This window comes from Zarconia sp. (genome assembly GCF_057467645.1).
In genome coordinates, this window is record NZ_JBRJXU010000179.1 from 30,950 (window position 1) to 49,947 (window position 18,998).

An 18,998-nucleotide genomic window follows, 5' to 3' on the forward strand; every position below is an offset into this window, starting at 1 on the left:
TGTTCCCTCCTCACGATAAACCTTGGGGGTCGAGTTTCTTTTTCTTCTTCGATGTCGCCAACTTCACCAATCCCATCAGTTGGGGCACGAGCTGGGGGTCGACAAGCCAGACGACGCCGATGTAAGTCGCCGCACCGAGAATGCCGCAGACAACGAGCAGTCCGTACATATCTAGCCAAGCTGCGAGTACCGACCGGATACCGAAAATTGCGGCAACCATTACCATCGAACCCAAAATCGGTGTCCGACACTGACGCGCGTAGGTGGAAATTTTTGTGTGGATGAGCTTGCGTGCCATCAAAATAAATGTGGGTAGCGGCACGAGATAACCGCGAATGACGTAGGCGGCAGCCACAGCCCAAACCCCATGTTTCACCACGATGACAAAGGCGGTGACGTTGAGAACGGCATTGACAATGTTGACTTTCAAAATCCAGTCCGGCTTGCCCATGGCCTTAATGGTGTTGACGCTGATATTGTTCAGGGCGTGGACGATGCCGATAAAGGCGAGAATCTGCATGATGGGGATACTCTCAGTCCACTGAGTTCCGAACAGACTCGGTAGGAGTTCCGGGGCGAGTGCTGCTAATCCGCAGAAGGTGGGGATTGCGATTAAGCTCGTGAGCTGGATGGCTTTGTAATAAGCGCGCCGCAATCGTTCCGGTTCGTCCTGGAGTTGGGCGAAGGCTGGCAGGGCGACTTTGGAGAGGGTGCGCATGAGGTCGGTCACCATCAGCAAGATGCGATAGGCGATGGTGTAGTAACCTAATGCAACGGGTCCGAGGAAGTATCCAATTAAAAAATCATCGGCTCGACGATTGAAAAAGTTGAGGATGTTGAAGCCCAAAATACTGGCACTGAAACCGAAGAGTTCTTTGAAATGAGGGAGCGAAACCCGAACACCCGGTCGCCAATCGCTGGCTCTCCAGAGAACGATGATGCCCACCGTACCGTTGACGAGTTGCTGGCCGACTAAACTCCACACGCCAAAGCCCGAAAGTGCCATGGTGACGCCGACGGTTCCCCCCGCAATGGTGGCCGAGAGCGATCGCACTGCGAGAGATTTGAAGGCTAGGTTGCGCCGGAATAGAGCTTGCTGAACGCTGTTGAGAGCAGAAAACATGAAGCTCGCGGACAGCCAGCGAAGAACTAATGTCAGTTCCGAAGTCTGTCCGGCTGCTTTAAATTGGTGGGCGACCGGTCCAGCAATAGCCATTGTCAAACCCATGAGGATCGCACTGCTGCCGATGCTAATCCAAAAGGCCGTATCGAGATGCTCGCGTTCGAGATTTTTGCGCTGGACGATGGCTTCGGCAAATCCTTGATCGACGAAAACCTGTAGAAACGCCAGGTAGACACTTGCCATCGCGACCAAACCAAAGTCTTTGGGATCGAGTAAGCGAGCGAGGAGAAAGAACACAATTAAAGAAATCGTTTGCCCGCCCAGTTTCTGGATGATGGACCAAACGACTCCTTTAACAGCTTTTTGTTTTAAACTCATGGGCGATACCGAGCAGATAAGATTAGTTGTGGCACTCACCCCGATATCGTTAGACACCGAGCTTCTTCCCAGGATTTAGTAATCGAGACGAGGGTTGAGATGGGAAGTGCCCGATCGAGCGGCGATCGTGCAGTTATCGGCATCTGAGCAGACGATTTGAACTTGACTAGACGATGAGATGAAAGTGTCAAAGGATCGTTAACGCCCCCACCATTGGGGATGTCCGCAAATCAATGCGCTGTGGGTTGCTAGTCAAGTTTCGTCTGCCAAGCAGGTCGCTGCTCTACTCCCATTATTGCCGGTTGGTGTTTCGAGGGTGCGATCGCGATCGTTGTCGTTTTTAAAGAATGTGATAGCTGCGATCGACCCCCAAGTCTATCGATCGGGCGATGCTATAACGGTAGGTAAAGACCCAAGAGATATGGCAGCAGATACCGCGACAGCGCGTTTAGGGGCATCATCTTCAGTTCTTCGCCCGATCTGTGGGATAAATTGCGGGCAAGTTGCATCGATTAGGGGCATTACATTCAAAATTGAGAGCGCTCGAACATCGTCTGGGCGAATCGCTTGCCCACCGATGGTCATGTCAATTGCCATATCGATATCCTTTTATTTTTAATTAAACTGGTTTCCGATGACTCAGACTCTCACCCAGCACTTTCCCAGCTATACTCAATTCGATCCGACCGTTCGAGTTTGGTGTGCCACGCCCCATTTGAATGGTGTCATCCATCGTTTCTTCGATACGTCTCCCTTTAGTCCGTCGGGACGATATTTGGCTGTAACGCGCTTTCCGTTCGAGGATCGCCTGCCTCAACCGGGGGACAAAGCTGAGGTGATTCTGGTGGATTTGGAGACGGGGGAATCTCGCGTCGTTGCCGAAACCCAAGGATGGGATACCCAACTCGGGGCCCAAGTTCAGTGGGGAACGGATGATACTCAACTTTTCTACAATGATGTTGACGTCACAACCTGGCGCGCGTTTGGGGTGAAGCTCGATCCTCTTTCGGGCGATCGGCAAATCCTTGATGGGACGGTGTATATGATTTCCCCGGATGGCAAGCAGGCGGCGAGTCCCTGCTTGTTGCGCATCGGGGCGACCCAAGCCGGATACGGTGTTATCGTTCCTCCCTCCCATATTCCCACCAATCGCGGTATATCGTCAGACGATGGTATTTACATTACCGATACGGAAACCGGCGAGTGTAAGCTATTGGTTTCGATTCGGGAAGTGGTGGATGCGATCGCCCCGCAGTTGGATTTAGCCGAGTACGAACGAGGGGATTTCTATGGGTTTCACGTGAAGTGGAATCCCCAGGGCGATCGATTGATGTTTGTCTTGCGGTGGCTGCCTCACAAAGCTTTTTCGTTCGATTTCCTCAAACCCATTCCCCTCTTGCGGCGCTTGCGCAAAAAGCAAAAGCTGAAGCTGAATTTGGTGACGATGAAAGCGGATGGTTCTGATATCCGTCTGGCGATTCCCAACTCGGAATGGGGGAAAGGCGGCCATCACCCTAATTGGTGTCCTGATGGGGAAACTATCATCATGAATTTGAATATGTACCGCCAGGGATTGCGGTTTATCAAAGTTCGCTACGACGGCAGTCAATATCAGGCGATTGCCAAAACGATTTCGGGTTCGGGACACCCAACTTTGCACCCCAACGGCAACTGTATTTTGACCGATGCTTATCCCTACGAACCGGTGTCTTTTGGGGATGGCACGACGCCCATTCGCTGGGTTAACGTGGAGACGGGGGAAGAACAAACCTTAGTCCGAATTCAGACTACCCCTCCCTATTACGGCCCGAAAAGGCAGTTGCGCGTCGACCCCCATCCGGCGTGGGATCGCCAGTTTCAACGAATTGCATTTAATGCTTGTCCCGATGGCACGCGCCGAGTTTATATTGCGGATTTATCTTCATTGGAACTGAGTTAAAACCTTGGATTTTGGGTCTCAGGAGTAACGCAGTTGATGCCCAATTCATCCTGGGGAGGAGTTGGAGTCGAGCGTGCAACATGCCGAAAGGCGATATCGCTGTTGACCCTAACTGAAGGTTTATGGTGCGCCTCGAATTAGGCGAACCCTCATGACAATAGATTCAAGTTTCACCCACTTTAATCCACAAGTTTAATCCAACTTTGGTGGGCGATCGCGGATTGCGTTTGAGTTCGATCGCCCTTCTGTCGGAAAACGTATCTAGATTATTGAAATGTTATTGCTCCAAACGAAAACCTACTTACCCAATCTCGCAATTATCGGTGCGATGAAGTGCGGAACGACGAGTCTGCACGACTATCTATCGCTGCACCCGCAAATTTCAATGTCAAAATTTAAAGAACTTGACTTTTTTACTGAAGATTTAAACGGGAAAAGAGGACTTGATTGGTATCGATCGAACTTTAGACAGCCGACAGAGATTCGCGGCGAGTCTTCTCCGAATTATACCAAATGTCATTTGTTTCCGGGAGTTCCCGGGCGAATGCATCGTATCATTCCCGATGCCAAGTTGATTTATTTGGTTCGCGATCCCATTCAACGAATTATCTCTCATTACGTCCATCGAGTCGCTCGCGGTTTGGAAAAGCGAAGTATCGATGAGGTGCTTGCGGATCGTGGTAGCGGTAACTATCTTAAAACTAGTCTCTATTTCATGCAACTCGAACGCTATTTAGAGTATTATTCAGCGTCAAATATTTTAATTGTTCTTCAAGAGGATTTATATCACGATCGAATTCAGACATTGCAGAATATCTTCAAGTTTCTCAATGTCGATTCCAATTTTACTGACCCCAGATTTGAGCATACCGCTCACGATTCCTCTGTCAAAACGCAACCCACAGAGCTGAGGTTGAAGCTCTCAAAGTTACCGGGGGGTAGAGCTTTAGCTAAAGCGGTTTCAACGATTAAACCGGAGTTAGTCGATCGGCAAATTTCAAAGCCTAGCTTGAGTCGTTCGAGTTATGAATATTTAGTCGAAGTACTAATAGAAGATTCTCAAAAACTGAGTCATTTTTGTGGGAACTCATTCAAAAACTGGCGCCAACTATCTCTATCTGTCGATGGCTCTTAATCTCTATATATTACTATTGATTTTTTTAAGGGAGGCGACAATGAAGTAATTTTTATATTTGTTGATAAAAACAGAGCGATGTTTACCGTTGTATTTTGTTAAACGGCAAGATTTTGATGCGCAGAATATATTATTTTATTTTTAACTTAAATCGATCTAAATGAACGATTTTGCAGAATCACTAGAATACAAAAGTACAGATTATATTTTTTTGATTGCGAGATTTTTATAGATTATATCATTTCAAATTTTCTCGAGTATATTTGAATGTTGGATTTTTTAAAAAAATTATATTTCTTTGAAAAATCAAAAGCTAATATATTTTTCTGAACTGATACCTGACGATTCATTATTTCGCTTCGTACCCTAGATTCAGACTTGACTATCTGTGTACTGGCTGGACAGACATTAAATTCTCTACATAGAGCTAAAGAAAAGAATTTTCTCTTTTTGAGAAACGGCTTTTTCCATCGAACTCTATTGCATGATTTAATCATGTTCCACCAGTACTTTCTCTGAGAGATCGAATTTGGGTGAAAACTATGCCAGGTTTAAATTTACGAGGCGATATTACTAACAACCTTCTTGTTGGTAGTGATGAAAACGATACGTTAGTGGGTCGTCGCGGACTCGATACGGTCATCGGTTTAAGTGGCGACGATCTAATCTGGGGTAATGATGATGACGATCGCCTTTTCGGAAATGCTGGCAAAGACACTCTCTATGGTGGCAAAAATAACGACACCCTAGAAGGCGGCCAAGGTGACGATCGACTCTTGGGAAACCAAGGCCACGACGTTATTTTGGGAAACGATGGTAACGATGTCGTTCTCGGTGGTGGCGGCAGCGATCTGGTTTTTGGCGGGGTTGGTGACGACTCTTTATTTGGCAATTCCGGCAACGACGTTTTATTTGGCGGTCAAGGAAACGATGCCATTTATGGCGGCAAAGGCAACGACCACATTGAAGGAGATAAGGGCGACGACACAATTTACGGCGATGTTGGAGCCGATACGATAACCGGGGGGGACGGTCGCGATGTCATTGTCCTGGAAGAAAGCAGCCGGGTCGCACTCGATACGATTACCGATTTTCAGCCTAGCGAGGATGCGGTTCGACTTCCCGATGGGACGACTTTTGCCGAGTTGGTTTTCGAGTCGGATGGTGCTGGGGGGACGGTTGTGCGCGACGGGCGATCGGGTAAAGCGTTGCTCGTATTGCAAGGAGTTAGCAGCACAACTTTAACACCGCAGAATTTTCAGTCTGCCAATACTCAGTCTACTCCCGACTCGGGCGCACCGCAGCCACCGGCAACGGAAACCCCGCAAGAGAACGACGATACACCGGATATTCCGATAGACAATACCGAACCCGAGCCGGAAACCCCTGCGGAAAATCCCGAACCGGATACTCCACCTACGAATAATACCCCCAATTCCGAACCGGAAACCCCACCGACGAACAATACCTCCGATCCGGTTCCCAACACGCCACCACCGGCAGATCCGCCACCCGATCCGATTCCCGAAAACCAACCTCCTATTGCGATCGACGATATCGCAACCACCGAATTCAACACGGCGATCGAGATTTCCGTCCTCAATAACGATACCGATCCCGATGGGGATGCGCTGACGGTGACGGTGGACGAGGAGAGTGCCATCAACGGAACGGTGACGACGGATGGCACGACGGTGACGTATACGCCGAATGCCGATTTTACGGGAATCGATCGGGTTACCTATACCGTTAGCGATGGGACGGATAGCGATACTGGATCGATCGAGATTGAAGTGGAACCCGAACCGGTATTCACGGCAAATGATGATTACTTTGATACAGAACTCAATCGACCGATTGAAAGGATCGATGATGACATTCTCGATAACGATATAAACCCTAGCGATCGTCCTTTAACCCTGACATTCGATAAAAACCCTGCCACTCGGGGGACGCTTGTAACTGATGAGTGGGGAGGAGTAACTTATATTCCCGAACCAGGATTCCGGGGGATCGATATATTTACTTATACCATTAGTGATGGTATCGAAACCGACACTGCCGTTGTTGAAGTATACATTCCCGAGATAGAAGCTCAAGATGATGTCATTTTGATTCCCTACGGTACTACATCCGTAGAGATGAACTTATTCGGGAATGATATCTATTCAGAGAACTCACGTATAGACTGGTATATTCAGTCATTTAGGTATGGTGATATTAATCCGTCGAGTTCCTGGAATTTTTACATCGACGAGTTCGATTTGGCTGGAAGTTCCATTACCTATACCCCTAACCCAGATTTTATCGGTACCGACACATTTGAGTATGAAATTGATAATGGTCGAGAATCAGATGAAGCAACCGTCACAATCGTAACGACAGATGCCATCTGGATTGGAGGCGATGGGACAGATCCCACGAACTGGTCAAATCCCAACAACTGGGCCCATGGACGAGTTCCTGACTCTGATGAAAGTGTCATCATTCCCGCTTCGACAGTCTATCAGCCTGTTTTAACAGAGTATTCACCAGTTCGAGATCTAACGGTAGAAGATGGAGCGAGCTTGGATGTTGCGGACTTTGAACTACAAGTCCACGGACATTTAAATGCTCTAGGTTCTATTACGGGTAACGGGGAATATAGTGGCATAGAAATAGCAGAGTTATGGGACTCCGATCGAGAAGACGATCTAACGCTTCAAGGAACTCTACCGAGTTTGCATGTTAATGCCTTTGTCAAGGCTGCGGGAGCAACCACCATTGAGGGAAATTTATATGGTGGTTTAAACCTCAATGGTCATGAAGTTACAGTTACTGGTGATGTCTATGCAGACTCTGAAGGTTTGATTATGGATGACCCCAGCGATGTTCTAAACATCGGGGGATACTTTAGTATGTCGAACTCCGCGCCATCCCAATTGATAGCTGGAACGATTAATATTGGGGGGGATACCACCTGGAATAACTCCTCGGTCGAGTCTATTCGGGCATCTGGTACACACACTATTGTTCTTAAAGGGTCAGAGTACCAGAGAATTGATTGGGAAGAACCCAGATGGAATGAAGAGCAATACTTCCAGAATCTAGAAATCGATAGTTCTTCTGAAGTAAATTTAAACAATATTCAGGTCAACGGGACTCTGACTCTAACCAATGGCATCGTTCGCGGACAGAAGGTCTTTATCAATGGAAACTTGGTAGACAATACAGAATTGGCAAATACCGAACTCCAGCCATGGGAGTATCCTTGGGGCTTAGAGAGTTCCTGGCAAGTTGATGAAACTATTGTCACAGCGGCTAATCCAATCTTGGGTTCTCGACTCAGCACCAATGCCATATTTGTCAACCAGACAACCCTTGCAAGCGATCTATCGCTCATTGGAAATCTGGAGGTAGGCGATCGCAATGACTACAGGTCTGATGCTGTTTTGAGTTTAGGTGGAAACGAAGTCTATGTTCTGGGTGATTTCAAAACCCAGGGTGAGAATGCCAGCTTGGTGATGGCACATCCCGATGATGTATTGACAATCGGAGGTAAATTCTTCCTACAAGATGCAGCCAAGAGTCAATTTACTGGTGGAACGCTCAAGTTACAGGAAGATGAGCCTTTTGGTGACCGTTACAATTATTATCACAGGAATGGTCTGAATGGCTACGTTTTTCGGGCTTCCGGAACCCATACCGTATCCTTTAATGGTTCTGCACGCCAAACTGTTCCAGATTTATCTAAAGAATCCTTCGACCCAGAGTTCCAACCCTCATACTTCCAAAATGTAGAAATCGATAACTGGTCTGGAGTCGTGTTTGAAGGTAATACGACGATTAATGGGAATGTCATTCTGACTCAAGGAGATGTCATCGCACCATACGCAGAAATTACAATTGGTGGAGACTTGATTGCCGATCCGTATGGTGATTCAGGTGATTGGAAAGTCGGACGAACGAAATTTACGGGAGAAAATCCTCAGCTACCAGCCTATCTACAGACAACAGCTACATTTACAGATCGGGTGACATTGCCCAGGCGTTTTACCTTAGATGGAGGGCTGATCGTCGAAGAAACAGGAGAACTGACTCTTGATGGTTCTGTTTCGATTTCAGGTGGCATTACATTTTTTATGTCCGATGGGTTTGAGGGTCTCAATCCTGATGACACTCGGGGTTCGATTGACATCGATCGTTCTGAAGTTCTGTACGTTGGCGATCTCGATACCACCGCCACAATTCCTGCATTTCGATTGAACCAGGTATTTCGACCGGATCGGTACGATCGTTATCCTTATCGACAATTACCTTCGGCTGAAAGGCTGTTAATCCGTGTTGAGGATGGAAACTTTCATCCCTTCAATCCTTTCGATTCCGGACGCGAACTACGACATGGGGCGATTACCGATGTTCGCTTTGGAGACGATCTCGAAATTGTGACGAACGATGGCACGATAACCCTGGGTGGCTTTAACGAACCGGATGCCCTTGCCGAGCCTGATATCGTGAATTTGACCACAGGGTACGATCGAGATCCGGGATATTATCGGAATTATGGAACCCATGAGGGTGGCAGTTTATTGGCTCGCAACGATGAGGGAGAACTGTGGGGAACGCAATGGGGCGATCGCATTATCGGAAAAGCGGAAGCTCAAACCATTGATGGTGGCGACGGTGAGGATATCATCTCTGGTGGTGCGGGAGCGGATATTCTAACCGGTGGCAACCATCTAGATATCTTCGCATACGGCAATCCCAACGAAGGAGGCGATACGATTACCGATTTCAGTTCCGGCCAAAAAGATAAAATCCAGTTTAGCTCGGAAAACTTCGGCAACCCGACGATCGAATTCAACGTAACCGCAGCATCAACAGACCAAGCGACGATATACGCGACTCCTCTCAGTGGCGGAACGCAACAGGTAATGTTCGATGCCGATGGCAACGGGGTCGCACAACCGGTTCACCTGGCAACCCTGACGAATTTGAGCGTGGCGTTGGAAGATGGGGATATCTCTGGATACGGTGCATATCCCTTCCATTCGTCAAGGCTGTAAATCGTCTGGTGGAATCGGCGATTAATCGGGTAGGGGCGTTAGCGCAGCCATGCCTGAAGGGCTATACGGCCGTTCGCCCCTACAACAATTTTGCCCCTTACCCGAATCACTTCGCCGACATCTGCTGTTTCTTCTCTTTCTTCAAATCCCGCGTCCCGGCCGCTGCGAGTTCCGCATCCATTAGGGTTTTCCCGGTGGCGGCGAGGTATACGTCATCGAGGCTGGGGCGAGATTGGGCGATGCTGAAGGTGGGCAAATCCGCATCCCGCAACTTCTCTTGAATGGTGAGGAGAGTATTATTTTCCGCCGTCACCACCAAATTCAGGGAGTTGCCTTGGGCCGGATTGACGATCGCCTCTTTGACAAATGGCAGGTTCAACAACAAGTCTTTGGCTTTCGCCGCTTCCTCTTCTGGGGAAAACTCCCTAATCCGCAAGGTGATGCGATCGCCCCCCACCTTATCCTTTAACTGGGACGGCGTTCCCACATCGATGGTGTTGCCGTTGTCGATAATCCCCACCCGATCGGCCAGGGCATCGATTTCTTCGAGATAATGGCTGGTAATCAGTACCGTCGTCCCCTCTTCTCGCAGTTGGCGCAGAAAATCCCACACGGCGATCCGACTTTCAATATCCAATCCCACGGTGGGTTCGTCGAGTACCAACACGTCCGGTTGGTGCAGCAACCCGGCGGCTAAGTCCAATCGCTTCCGCAATCCGCCAGAATAGGTTCCCGTTTTGCGATCGGCGTATTCTCCCAAATCCAGCAGGTCGAGCATTTTCTCGATCCGATCGCCGATCGCCGCTTTGGGCAGGTGGTACAATGCCCCCTGAAGCTGGAGAAGTTCCCGCCCCGTGAGCACTTTATCCAGCGCCACTTCCTGCGCCACGTACCCCAGCCGTCGCCGCACCGCCCGAGGATTATCGACCACGGAGATTCCCGAGACCTCTAAGCGTCCCCCATCAGGATTGCTCAGGGTACACAGGCAGCGAATGGTGGTAGTTTTCCCCGCGCCGTTGGGGCCGAGTAAGCCAAAAATTTCTCCGGGTTCGATTTGGAAGGAGACGTTTTTAACGGCAACCACGGAACCGTAGCGCTTTTGCAGGTTTTCGATGAAGACGGCAGGAGCCATAGGGCGATCGAAGTTTAAGTGAAAAGGATTTTTATATCTCTTCGTTATTGTAGAACCGTTCGCAGACGCGGTGCTGAGTAAATTTTCGATCGATGGAGCGTCAAGACATCACGGCAAAATCCGCGTACGGTCGCATTTTCGGTTCGTGGAAGGCTAGCACGATCTCTTCTTTGGGCACCCCCGCACGAACTAAATCCGTTGTAATACCGTCTTCCGTCCAATCTTCTTCTATCCAAAATTTACCCTCGCGAATCCGAACGTAGACCGTCATCCCAGCGACGCGAACGCCCTTTTGCAACCCCAGATTCATCCACATATAGTGCGCTTTGGACTCATCGACGAGCAAAAATGTCTCCATCTCTGACTTGGGATTGCGATTGCACAGTTCGATATACTCGGTCAAAATTTGCTTGATGAGTTGGGGATACTCGGTTAATTTATCCATCTTGCTACAGTTAGCGATCGCTGTTTCTTTGCCCCACGATAATTTCGGCGATCGCGAGATCCGACGGGGTGGTAACTTTCAGATTCGTCTCTTCCCCCTCCACAATTTTGACGGGGAGGTTGCATTTTTCAAACAGTGCCGCATCGTCGGTAACTTCCCATCCCGCTTGTCTGCCGCGATCGTGACATTCCTTGAGTAACTTGACATCGAAGCCTTGAGGAGTCTGGGCCGCCCACAACTTGGCGCGATCGGGGGTATCTTGGATGATGCCATCACCACCGACGACTTTAATCGTGTCTTTGACGGGCACTGCGGCAATTAAGCCGGGACAGGTAGAAATGACTTCGGCGCAGCGATCGAACAGTTGCGGGGTTGCCAAACAGCGCGCCCCATCGTGAATCAAGACCTGTTGCGCTTCGGGAGGCAGTCCTTGCAAGCCATTGTAGACCGACTCCTGGCGCGTATCTCCTCCCTGGATGAATTCCACGGGTTTGGTGAGGGACAAACTGGCGACAATTTCTTTCAAATCAGCTAAATCCTCTAGCTGGCAAATTAGACCGATCCATTGAATCCGTTGGGAGGCTTCTGCTGCCTGTAACGTCCAGTAAATCAGGGGTTTGCCGGATAATTCCAAAAGGAGTTTATTGCGAGAGGCCCCCATCCGGCGGCCCATACCTGCGGCAGGAATTAAAAAATACATGAATAGCGCGAGTCTTAACCTGAACTGGGTATATAGTATAAAAACGTTGCCGATAATCGAACGACCGTTGACCCGGTACGGCGATTGAGCGACCACCTCATAGGAAACTAAAGTAGAGTCGATCGTAATGCACGTACTAGCCCTCGTTCCCGGTGGAATTGACGAGCAGCTTCTGTTCTTCCCGACCTTAGAAACGCTCAAACTCGCGTATCCGGATGCCCAGATCGATGTCATGGCAGCCTCGGGCGCTCGAGATGCTTATCGCGTTTGTAAATTCTCTCACGATAAATCCCTCAAAACCTATCCGTTTGACTTTAAAGATCGCAACGGAATGGCGGACTGGGGAAATTGGCTGGGAATCGTTCGCGATGGAGAATACGATGCGGTTCTGTCGGGCGATAACAGTTGGTACGTGGGCTTTCTGCTGTGGATGTCGGGAATTCCCACTCGCATCGGCTACAGTGGCGGTGGCGCTCAGATGTTCCTCACCCATCGCATTCCTCTGAAGTCAGAACAGTACGCCCCGGAAGTTTACGACGATTTGTTGCAAGGGCTTGACATTAGTGCTCCTTGTCCAAAAATTGACGTGACGTTGCTCAAGGAAGATTTGGATTGGGCGGAAGCCGAGAAAAAACGGCTGGGAATGGATGCGAGCGGCTACGTTTTAATTGATTTGGGTCCAGCTCCTTCGATCTCGAATAACTCAACGGAAGCGTACCCGGTCAAACATTGGCAGGCGATCGTTCAAACCCTACAAGAACGACAGCCGGACGTACCCGTCGCCCTACTGACAACCCCTGAAAATTTGGCGCTCGTGCGGGAGCTATCCGCCTCCACCCCCGGTTTGAAAATCTTAATCCCCGAAGATACCGGAAAAATGGCGGCCGCGATCGCCGGGGCAGATGTGCTGCTGTGTCCCGATGGTGCCGCCATGCAGTTAGCGGTGGGGGTTCAAACCTATACCATTGCCCTCTTTGGTGCCAGCGATCCGGCAAAACGACTGCCAGCCGCTGACAAATTTACCCCCATCAAATCCCCGACGGGCAAAATCACTGATATTGCGCCAGACATGGTGCTCAAACCCATTTTTGGCTAGTTCCCCCTAGCGGGTCGTCTATCTAGCTCGTGGTACTGTTGACGGGAATCAGAAAGCAGCCGTTAATTCGCCAACTGCCGTCGGATTGCCGTTCCATTAGGTAAAGGGCGGTGACGGGTATACCGTCACCGCTCAATAGAAAGACGGGTTGCGCGGGAGTGCTGCGAATGATGCTCGGGTCTTCAAAAACGACAGATCGAGGGCGGTAAACGGGTTCGTATGCGGTCACAACCATTTCCATGAAGTTTTCCGGCGTGCCGAACTGCTCCTGAATCTTGGGGCTGGCAAAGGAAAAAGCAGTCGCGGCATCGTCGTTTTGAAAAGCTTGCAGTTGCCGTTCGACGGTTTCGCGAATTGCACGGCGATCGGCCAAAGAGAGATCCATGAGTCGAATATTGACAGATTAGAATGGGTTCATTATAAAAATGATGCTCGTTTTTCTCAGTCGTTCCCACAACAAAGAGAACAGGGGAGGCAGGGGGAGAAAGGAGAGCCGGGGGAGAAAGGGCGCGTATTAAATTAAACATGCAAAAATTCTAGACCCGTGAAAGCTCAAAATTTCCCCCTTGGCAAAAATGAAATGACTAATACCGATCGAACCTTACCGATTCCCCCTCATTTCGATCGCGACACTGTGGGTGAGGTGTGGCGCGTGCCGTACCAACAACGGGCAACGGAAGCTCGAGACTGGGCGCAGCAACACGGGATTTCTCCGGCTATGGGCGATCGCATCCGCACCTGTTTGCTCGCTATCGACGTGCAGAATACCTTCTGTATTCCGGAATACGAGCTATTTGTAGGGGGACGCAGCGGACGGGGGGCGATCGAGGATAATATCCGATTGTGCGAGTTTATTTATCGGAATTTGGGCGCCATTACTCAAATTGTGCCGACGATGGATACCCATACCGCTACCCAAATTTTTCATCCGGTGTTTTGGTGCGATGCCGATGGCCGAACCGCACCGCCGATGACGCAGATTTCCCTCGAAGCGGTGGATAATCGGACGTGGCAACCCAATCGGGCGATTGCGGCATACTTATTTGACGGCGACGGGGAAAAGTTACAAGCCTACGCTCGCCACTACGTTTGCCAACTCACCCAAGATGGCAAATATCCCCTGACCATTTGGCCTTATCATTCCATGTTGGGGGGCATCGGGCACGCACTGGTGTCTGCTTTTGAGGAAGCGTGCTTTTTCCACAATCTTGCCCGGAACGACCAAACTCGGTTTGAACTGAAGGGGGGGAATCCCCTCACGGAAAATTATTCGGTGTTGCGTCCGGAAGTTTCGATCGATGCCACCGGAAAGCAAATCGCCGAACAGAATCGACGATTGATGCAAGATTTATTGAAGTTCGATCGAATCGTTATCGCCGGACAAGCCAAAAGCCATTGCGTTGCCTGGACGATCGCCGATCTACTCGATGAGATCCAAGCTACAGATCCGAGTTTGGCGCAAAAGGTCTATTTGCTCGAAGATTGCACTTCCCCAGTGGTGGTTCCGGGGGTCGTGGACTATACTGAGGCAGCCAAGGAAGCCTTCGATCGATTTGCAGCTGCGGGGATGCACGTGGTGCGATCGACCGATGGGTGGATGATGGATGACGGAAGCTCGATCGGGATAAATTAAAAAGGATGCTTCTTGAGCGTTCAGAAACATCCTTCATATTCGATCGCGCGGGAAGCTAGAAACCAGAAGTTCGATCGACTCCCGATTCCCAACTGACCTCTTAGAAATTCATTTCGGCGGCTTGAACTTTCTCCACCTGCTTCTTCTTCAGAACCAGGAAAATTTGAGTTAAAATCACCAGGACGAAGAATCCGAGCAGTCCGGTGATTCGAGCCGAACTTTGCAGAACGATTTCACCATCGGCTTGACCGAATCCGCCCACGTTTGGATTGGTGGTCAGAGCCTGACCGGCTTCTACAGTATCTCCCACGGAAACGACGAGCGTGCTTCCAGCACCGATGGACTCAAGGACTTCAGAACCATCGACCGTTTGCACGGTCACGTCATAGCCACCGTATTCTAACTCTTGAATATCGGCAATACTTCCGGCAGCAGAAGCTTTATACACAACGTTATTGCTTGCCTGACCGGTCGGATACACTTGACCGCGACCCCGGTTGCCGCCAACGTGAACGGCATACTTACCGAAGTGGGCGGTTTTATCCGTTGCCGGGTCGGGGGACAAAACGGGAAATACGAGTTCTTGATATTGGTCTCCGGGCAAAGGACCGACGATAATCACGTTATCTTGGTCTTCGCGGTATTGCTGATAGTACATTCCCTCGGTTTCTTCTTTAATCTCTTCGGGAATTCTATCTTCGGGGGCAATCTTGAAGCCTTCGGGCAACATCAACACGGCTCCAACGTTCAAGCCACCTTTGCTGCCATCTCCAAGAATTTGCTGAACGTCCGTATCGTAGGGAACTTTGACAACAGCTTTAAATACCGTATCCGGCAGTACCGCTTGAGGCACTTCGACTTCCGTGGGTTTTGCCCCCAGGTGGCAGTTCGCGCAGACGATGCGTCCGGTGGCTTCGCGGGGTGTTTCGGGAGCCGTTTGTTGCGCCCAGAACGGGTAAGCGGCGGCGGACTGAGGTAGGGCCAAGTCACCGGCAAGGAAGAAGGCGATCGCAGTAGCGGTAACAAAGCAGCCTCTCACAATAGCTGCTGTCAGGCGGCGGAGCGTTTCAAATCGAAAAAGTTTTTTCATCTGTAGGGGATAATGTTCTCATCAAACGGAGCTTTGGGAATGGGGTTCTCCTAATATCTGTGTTATGACCACCACGGGTCTTCACCGGTGCGGAAGTCAGTTTCCGTCCAAGGGGTAAAGACGACTTTATCATCTTCGACATTCGCGTGAACTAAAGCCAGCGAGCGCGGTGCGGGGCCTCGAACCACTTTGCCCTCGTTATTATATTGAGAACCGTGGCAAGGACACATAAACTTATTTTCCCCGGCGTTCCAAGGAACAACACAGCCGAGGTGGGTGCAAACCGCATTCAGTCCGTAGCTAGCGATCGAGCCGTCGCCATCTACGATAATATAGGTCGGATCGCCTTTGAAACCCTGAGCGAGAGAGCGCTCTGTGGGCTTATAGGTGGCGGTAAATTCACTGGCGCTCACATCGTTACCAAGGGCATCCTTCGCCGTTAATCCACCCCCTTTTCCACCGCTGGCAGGGGGTAGAAAATATTTAACGACAGGGTATAGAGCAGCAGCTGCCGTGACAGAAGCCGTGCCAAAGGTGAGCAAATTCATGAATTGGCGTCGCCCCATGCTAGGGACATCTGACGATCCTGAGAGTTGAGTCATGGGTTACGTTCGTGCTATGTGTTGTATGAATTTAATTTGTAGAACTTTACAAATGGTATCGAAAATGAGTACCTTTACATAACTTATTGTAAAGGTCGCTGACTGCATTAAAATATAAAAAAATGTAAACACCCTCTGATTGCAGGACTCGCTTCATTATTTCTCGCGAGAGGCTCTAACAGATTTCTAGCGAAGCTTAAAAAATGCGATCGAAATCTCTCAGGTTTCTATGTCCTCAGCCTTACCGTTCTCCGCTAACCTTGCTGTTCCCCTTCACTCCATCAAACTTCCATGACCGGACAAGAATTACACCAGTTAATCTTTAGTAAATGGGGTCGTTCTTATGACGTTCAATTGCGGCGTACAAAGGGAAAGATTTTTGTGCTCGTGATGTGGAAATATTTAGAGCAAGCCTCTTTTCCCCTATCCGAAGCTGAATACTTTTCCCATTTCGATCGCGTCGCCAGCTATCTTAACGGTTGGAGTGCCATCGATCGCGTTCGCAGCTACATCGAACAAACTCGAGAACGCCCTCGCTTGGGGAAAGCAGTCAGTATTCCCCTCGATTTGGGAGAACGAGCTTCGGAGTGGTTGTTAGAAGATTTTTGAGAAACCATTGGTATCCCAGCTGCGGATGATAACCCAGAATTAACTTAGTTGCTAGTGGAGACAGGGAGCGTAACTCAACGATCGACCTGTCTCCATTTGCATGAGATGTTTATATTATGCAGCGGCTAAATTCTCAGCCACAAAATCCCAATTCACCAGCTTACCCAAGAAGTCACCGATATAATCGGGACGACGGTTTTGATAGTCGAGGTAGTAAGCGTGTTCCCAGACATCCATCGTCAATAAGGGTGTTTGTCCGCAGGTCAGTGGATTCTCCGCATTTAAGGTCTTGGTAACTTTCAGAGTACCGCCATCAAGCACCAGCCAAGCCCAACCACTACCGAATTGGGTAGCACCCGCACTCTTAAAGGCTTCAACGAATTTATCGAAACTGCCGAAATCCGCATCGATTTTGGCAGCCAAGTCTCCCGTAGGAGTTCCACCGCCACCTGGCTTCATGCACTTCCAGTAAAAGCTGTGGTTCCAGGCTTGAGCGGCATTGTTAAACAGACCGCTTTTTTCCGAATCGCCAGCGATTTCCTTAATTACATCTTCAAGAGACTTGCTATCGAGGGGAGTTCCGCTCACCGCATCATTGTACTTTTTAACGTAAGCGGCATGATGCTTATCGTGGTGAAACTCGAGGGTACTCTTCGATATACAGGGTTCGAGGGCTGTATAGTCGTAGGGTAGAGCGGGCAATTCGTATGCCATAGTGTGTTCCTAAATCTCCTCTAGTTGAACTCGCGCCAGAAGGGACGCTTGCTCCAGTGTTAAACAAGAATCATTCTAACGCGATCCGATCGCCCTTGAATAGCCCAAACTGCCTGGGATGAAGCTTTTCAAGTCATTTTCCCCATTGGGTTTCAGTCGAGATTGGGATGCTATCCCTCGATCTTTGCTTTTATAGCAACCGTCAGGGCGGTTAGGACAGAACCGGAAAATTGTGTAACGATCACAGTCCGCGCTGGTATCATTACAGATTTTCCGTCATGGACAACGGGGAATGGGGAATGGAAAAAAACGATTTTTTCAAGAGTGTAAATAAACCAGCGCGAAGCGCTATAAACCTTAGTCTTTCCCCCCAACGGTCGGCGTTCCCTTGCGTATGCGCGCGCGGACTTATGTCCGACCGCTGCCCCCGAAGCCCCTGAAGCCTCAATCGCCTACACTCACTTATGACCTAACCACAGTGGCGATTGCTATAGCTCAGAAGCCGCGAGATCGACACTCGGACATAAGTCCGCGAGCAGACATCGATCGCATGCCGGTTTGCGGGCCGAACACACCGCACGACCGTGATAAATCAACCGAATCGACCAGTTTTCCCAATCCTCTTGAGGTAACAGAGGCATCAAATCCCGCTCGACTTTTACCGGGTCAGTTTGCGAGGTCAATCCCAACCGATTGCTCAAGCGTTTGACGTGGGTATCGACGGTAACGCCAGCGTTAATTCCATAAGCATGAGCCAACACCACATTAGCCGTCTTACGAGCGACTCCGGGCAACTCTAGCAACTGTTCCATCTGCTTGGGAACCTCTTCCCCAAACTTTTCGACGATTGCCCGACAAGCACCTTGGATATTTTTAGCCTTATTTCGATAGAATCCCGTCGATCTCACCAACGTTTCAATTTCCGAGAGATCTCCCCCAGCAAACGCAAGTGCATCGGGAAATCGATCGAACAATGCCGGCGTTACTGTATTAACTCGCTCGTCGGTGCATTGCGCCGAAAGAATCGTAGCCACCAATAGCTGTACGGGAGTGTCGTAGTTCAAACTACAAGTTGCATCGGGATACAATCGTTTGAGGCGAGTTAATATCTCAACCGCTTTCTGTCGTTTCGACACTTTCTTGCGCATATTGCTAGCTCATCGCGAACCAAGACACAAAAGGCTCCTTTCATAAGAAAGAAGCCTTTTGATAAATTTTAAACCTGGCACTGAGCTATTTTCCCAGGAGGCTACCCTCCAAGTATCTTCGCCGCTGAAACGTTTCACCTCCGAGTTCGGGATGGGGTCGGTGTGGTTCCGTCTCGCCACAAGCACCAGGAATGCTTTGGGGTTTGAAA

At 49.6% G+C, this 18,998-nt stretch carries 15 protein-coding genes and 1 rRNA gene; 6 read left to right on the plus strand and 10 right to left on the minus strand.

All coding sequences use genetic code 11. The annotated features are described in order from the left end of the window. Positions 1-10: 10 nt before the first annotated feature. Positions 11-1,501, minus strand: a complete 1,491-nt coding sequence (locus AC2215_RS26810) for a lipopolysaccharide biosynthesis protein (RefSeq protein ID WP_486813099.1) — start codon at positions 1,499-1,501, stop codon at positions 11-13. 634 nt (positions 1,502-2,135) lie between these two features. Between AC2215_RS26810 and AC2215_RS26815 the strand changes: the two genes are divergently transcribed. The 3 genes from AC2215_RS26815 to AC2215_RS26825 all read left to right on the plus strand — a co-directional run bounded on the left by AC2215_RS26815 (position 2,136) and on the right by AC2215_RS26825 (position 9,620). Beyond that, the gene (locus AC2215_RS26815) at positions 2,136-3,440 is read left to right on the plus strand and encodes a hypothetical protein (RefSeq protein ID WP_486813100.1); all 1,305 of its coding nucleotides are present in this window, start codon (positions 2,136-2,138) and stop codon (positions 3,438-3,440) included. A gap of 274 nt (positions 3,441-3,714) precedes the next feature. Then, the gene (locus tag AC2215_RS26820; protein WP_486813101.1) at positions 3,715-4,575 is read left to right on the plus strand and encodes a sulfotransferase family protein; all 861 of its coding nucleotides are present in this window, start codon (positions 3,715-3,717) and stop codon (positions 4,573-4,575) included. Between the two features lie 542 nt (positions 4,576-5,117). After that, on the plus strand, positions 5,118-9,620 hold the full coding sequence (locus AC2215_RS26825; RefSeq protein ID WP_486813102.1) for an Ig-like domain-containing protein: 4,503 nt from the start codon (positions 5,118-5,120) through the stop codon (positions 9,618-9,620). Between the two features lie 106 nt (positions 9,621-9,726). On the opposite strand, the gene AC2215_RS26830 is transcribed toward AC2215_RS26825, so the two are convergent. From AC2215_RS26830 to ispD, 3 genes are all read right to left on the minus strand, one after another. Then, positions 9,727-10,752 (minus strand): ABC transporter ATP-binding protein, encoded by a 1,026-nt coding sequence (locus AC2215_RS26830; RefSeq protein WP_486813103.1) that lies wholly within the window; start codon positions 10,750-10,752, stop codon positions 9,727-9,729. A 100-nt stretch (positions 10,753-10,852) separates the two neighbouring features. Next, positions 10,853-11,197, minus strand: coding sequence for an element excision factor XisI family protein (locus AC2215_RS26835; RefSeq protein ID WP_486813104.1), 345 nt, complete (start codon positions 11,195-11,197; stop codon positions 10,853-10,855). Between the two features lie 10 nt (positions 11,198-11,207). Continuing rightward, positions 11,208-11,897, minus strand: a complete 690-nt coding sequence (gene ispD, locus AC2215_RS26840) for a 2-C-methyl-D-erythritol 4-phosphate cytidylyltransferase (RefSeq protein ID WP_486813105.1) — start codon at positions 11,895-11,897, stop codon at positions 11,208-11,210. Positions 11,898-12,024: 127 nt separating this feature from the next. Between ispD and AC2215_RS26845 the strand changes: the two genes are divergently transcribed. Continuing rightward, positions 12,025-12,993: a glycosyltransferase family 9 protein gene (locus tag AC2215_RS26845; protein WP_486813106.1), complete on the plus strand. Its 969-nt coding sequence runs from the start codon at positions 12,025-12,027 to the stop codon at positions 12,991-12,993. A 22-nt stretch (positions 12,994-13,015) separates the two neighbouring features. Here AC2215_RS26845 and AC2215_RS26850 read toward each other — a convergent pair whose 3' ends face one another. Beyond that, the gene (locus tag AC2215_RS26850; RefSeq protein WP_486813107.1) at positions 13,016-13,378 is read right to left on the minus strand and encodes a DUF4864 domain-containing protein; all 363 of its coding nucleotides are present in this window, start codon (positions 13,376-13,378) and stop codon (positions 13,016-13,018) included. 195 nt (positions 13,379-13,573) lie between these two features. Between AC2215_RS26850 and AC2215_RS26855 the strand changes: the two genes are divergently transcribed. Beyond that, positions 13,574-14,626, plus strand: coding sequence for a cysteine hydrolase family protein (locus AC2215_RS26855; RefSeq protein WP_486813108.1), 1,053 nt, complete (start codon positions 13,574-13,576; stop codon positions 14,624-14,626). Between the two features lie 100 nt (positions 14,627-14,726). On the opposite strand, the gene petA is transcribed toward AC2215_RS26855, so the two are convergent. Next, the gene (gene petA / locus AC2215_RS26860; protein WP_486813109.1) at positions 14,727-15,716 is read right to left on the minus strand and encodes a cytochrome f; all 990 of its coding nucleotides are present in this window, start codon (positions 15,714-15,716) and stop codon (positions 14,727-14,729) included. A gap of 62 nt (positions 15,717-15,778) precedes the next feature. Continuing rightward, the gene (petC, locus tag AC2215_RS26865; protein WP_486813110.1) at positions 15,779-16,318 is read right to left on the minus strand and encodes a cytochrome b6-f complex iron-sulfur subunit; all 540 of its coding nucleotides are present in this window, start codon (positions 16,316-16,318) and stop codon (positions 15,779-15,781) included. Between the two features lie 291 nt (positions 16,319-16,609). On the opposite strand from petC, the gene AC2215_RS26870 reads away from it, so the two are divergent. Next, complete coding sequence (locus AC2215_RS26870; protein WP_486813111.1) at positions 16,610-16,927, plus strand: DUF3067 family protein; 318 nt, start codon at positions 16,610-16,612, stop codon at positions 16,925-16,927. A gap of 114 nt (positions 16,928-17,041) precedes the next feature. On the opposite strand, the gene AC2215_RS26875 is transcribed toward AC2215_RS26870, so the two are convergent. The 3 genes from AC2215_RS26875 to rrf all read right to left on the minus strand — a co-directional run bounded on the left by AC2215_RS26875 (position 17,042) and on the right by rrf (position 18,979). Next, the gene (locus AC2215_RS26875) at positions 17,042-17,641 is read right to left on the minus strand and encodes a superoxide dismutase (protein WP_486813112.1); all 600 of its coding nucleotides are present in this window, start codon (positions 17,639-17,641) and stop codon (positions 17,042-17,044) included. Between the two features lie 488 nt (positions 17,642-18,129). Further along, complete coding sequence (gene nth, locus AC2215_RS26880) at positions 18,130-18,789, minus strand: endonuclease III (RefSeq protein WP_486813113.1); 660 nt, start codon at positions 18,787-18,789, stop codon at positions 18,130-18,132. A 72-nt stretch (positions 18,790-18,861) separates the two neighbouring features. Beyond that, positions 18,862-18,979, minus strand: a 5S ribosomal RNA gene (gene rrf / locus AC2215_RS26885). Positions 18,980-18,998 lie beyond the last annotated feature (19 nt).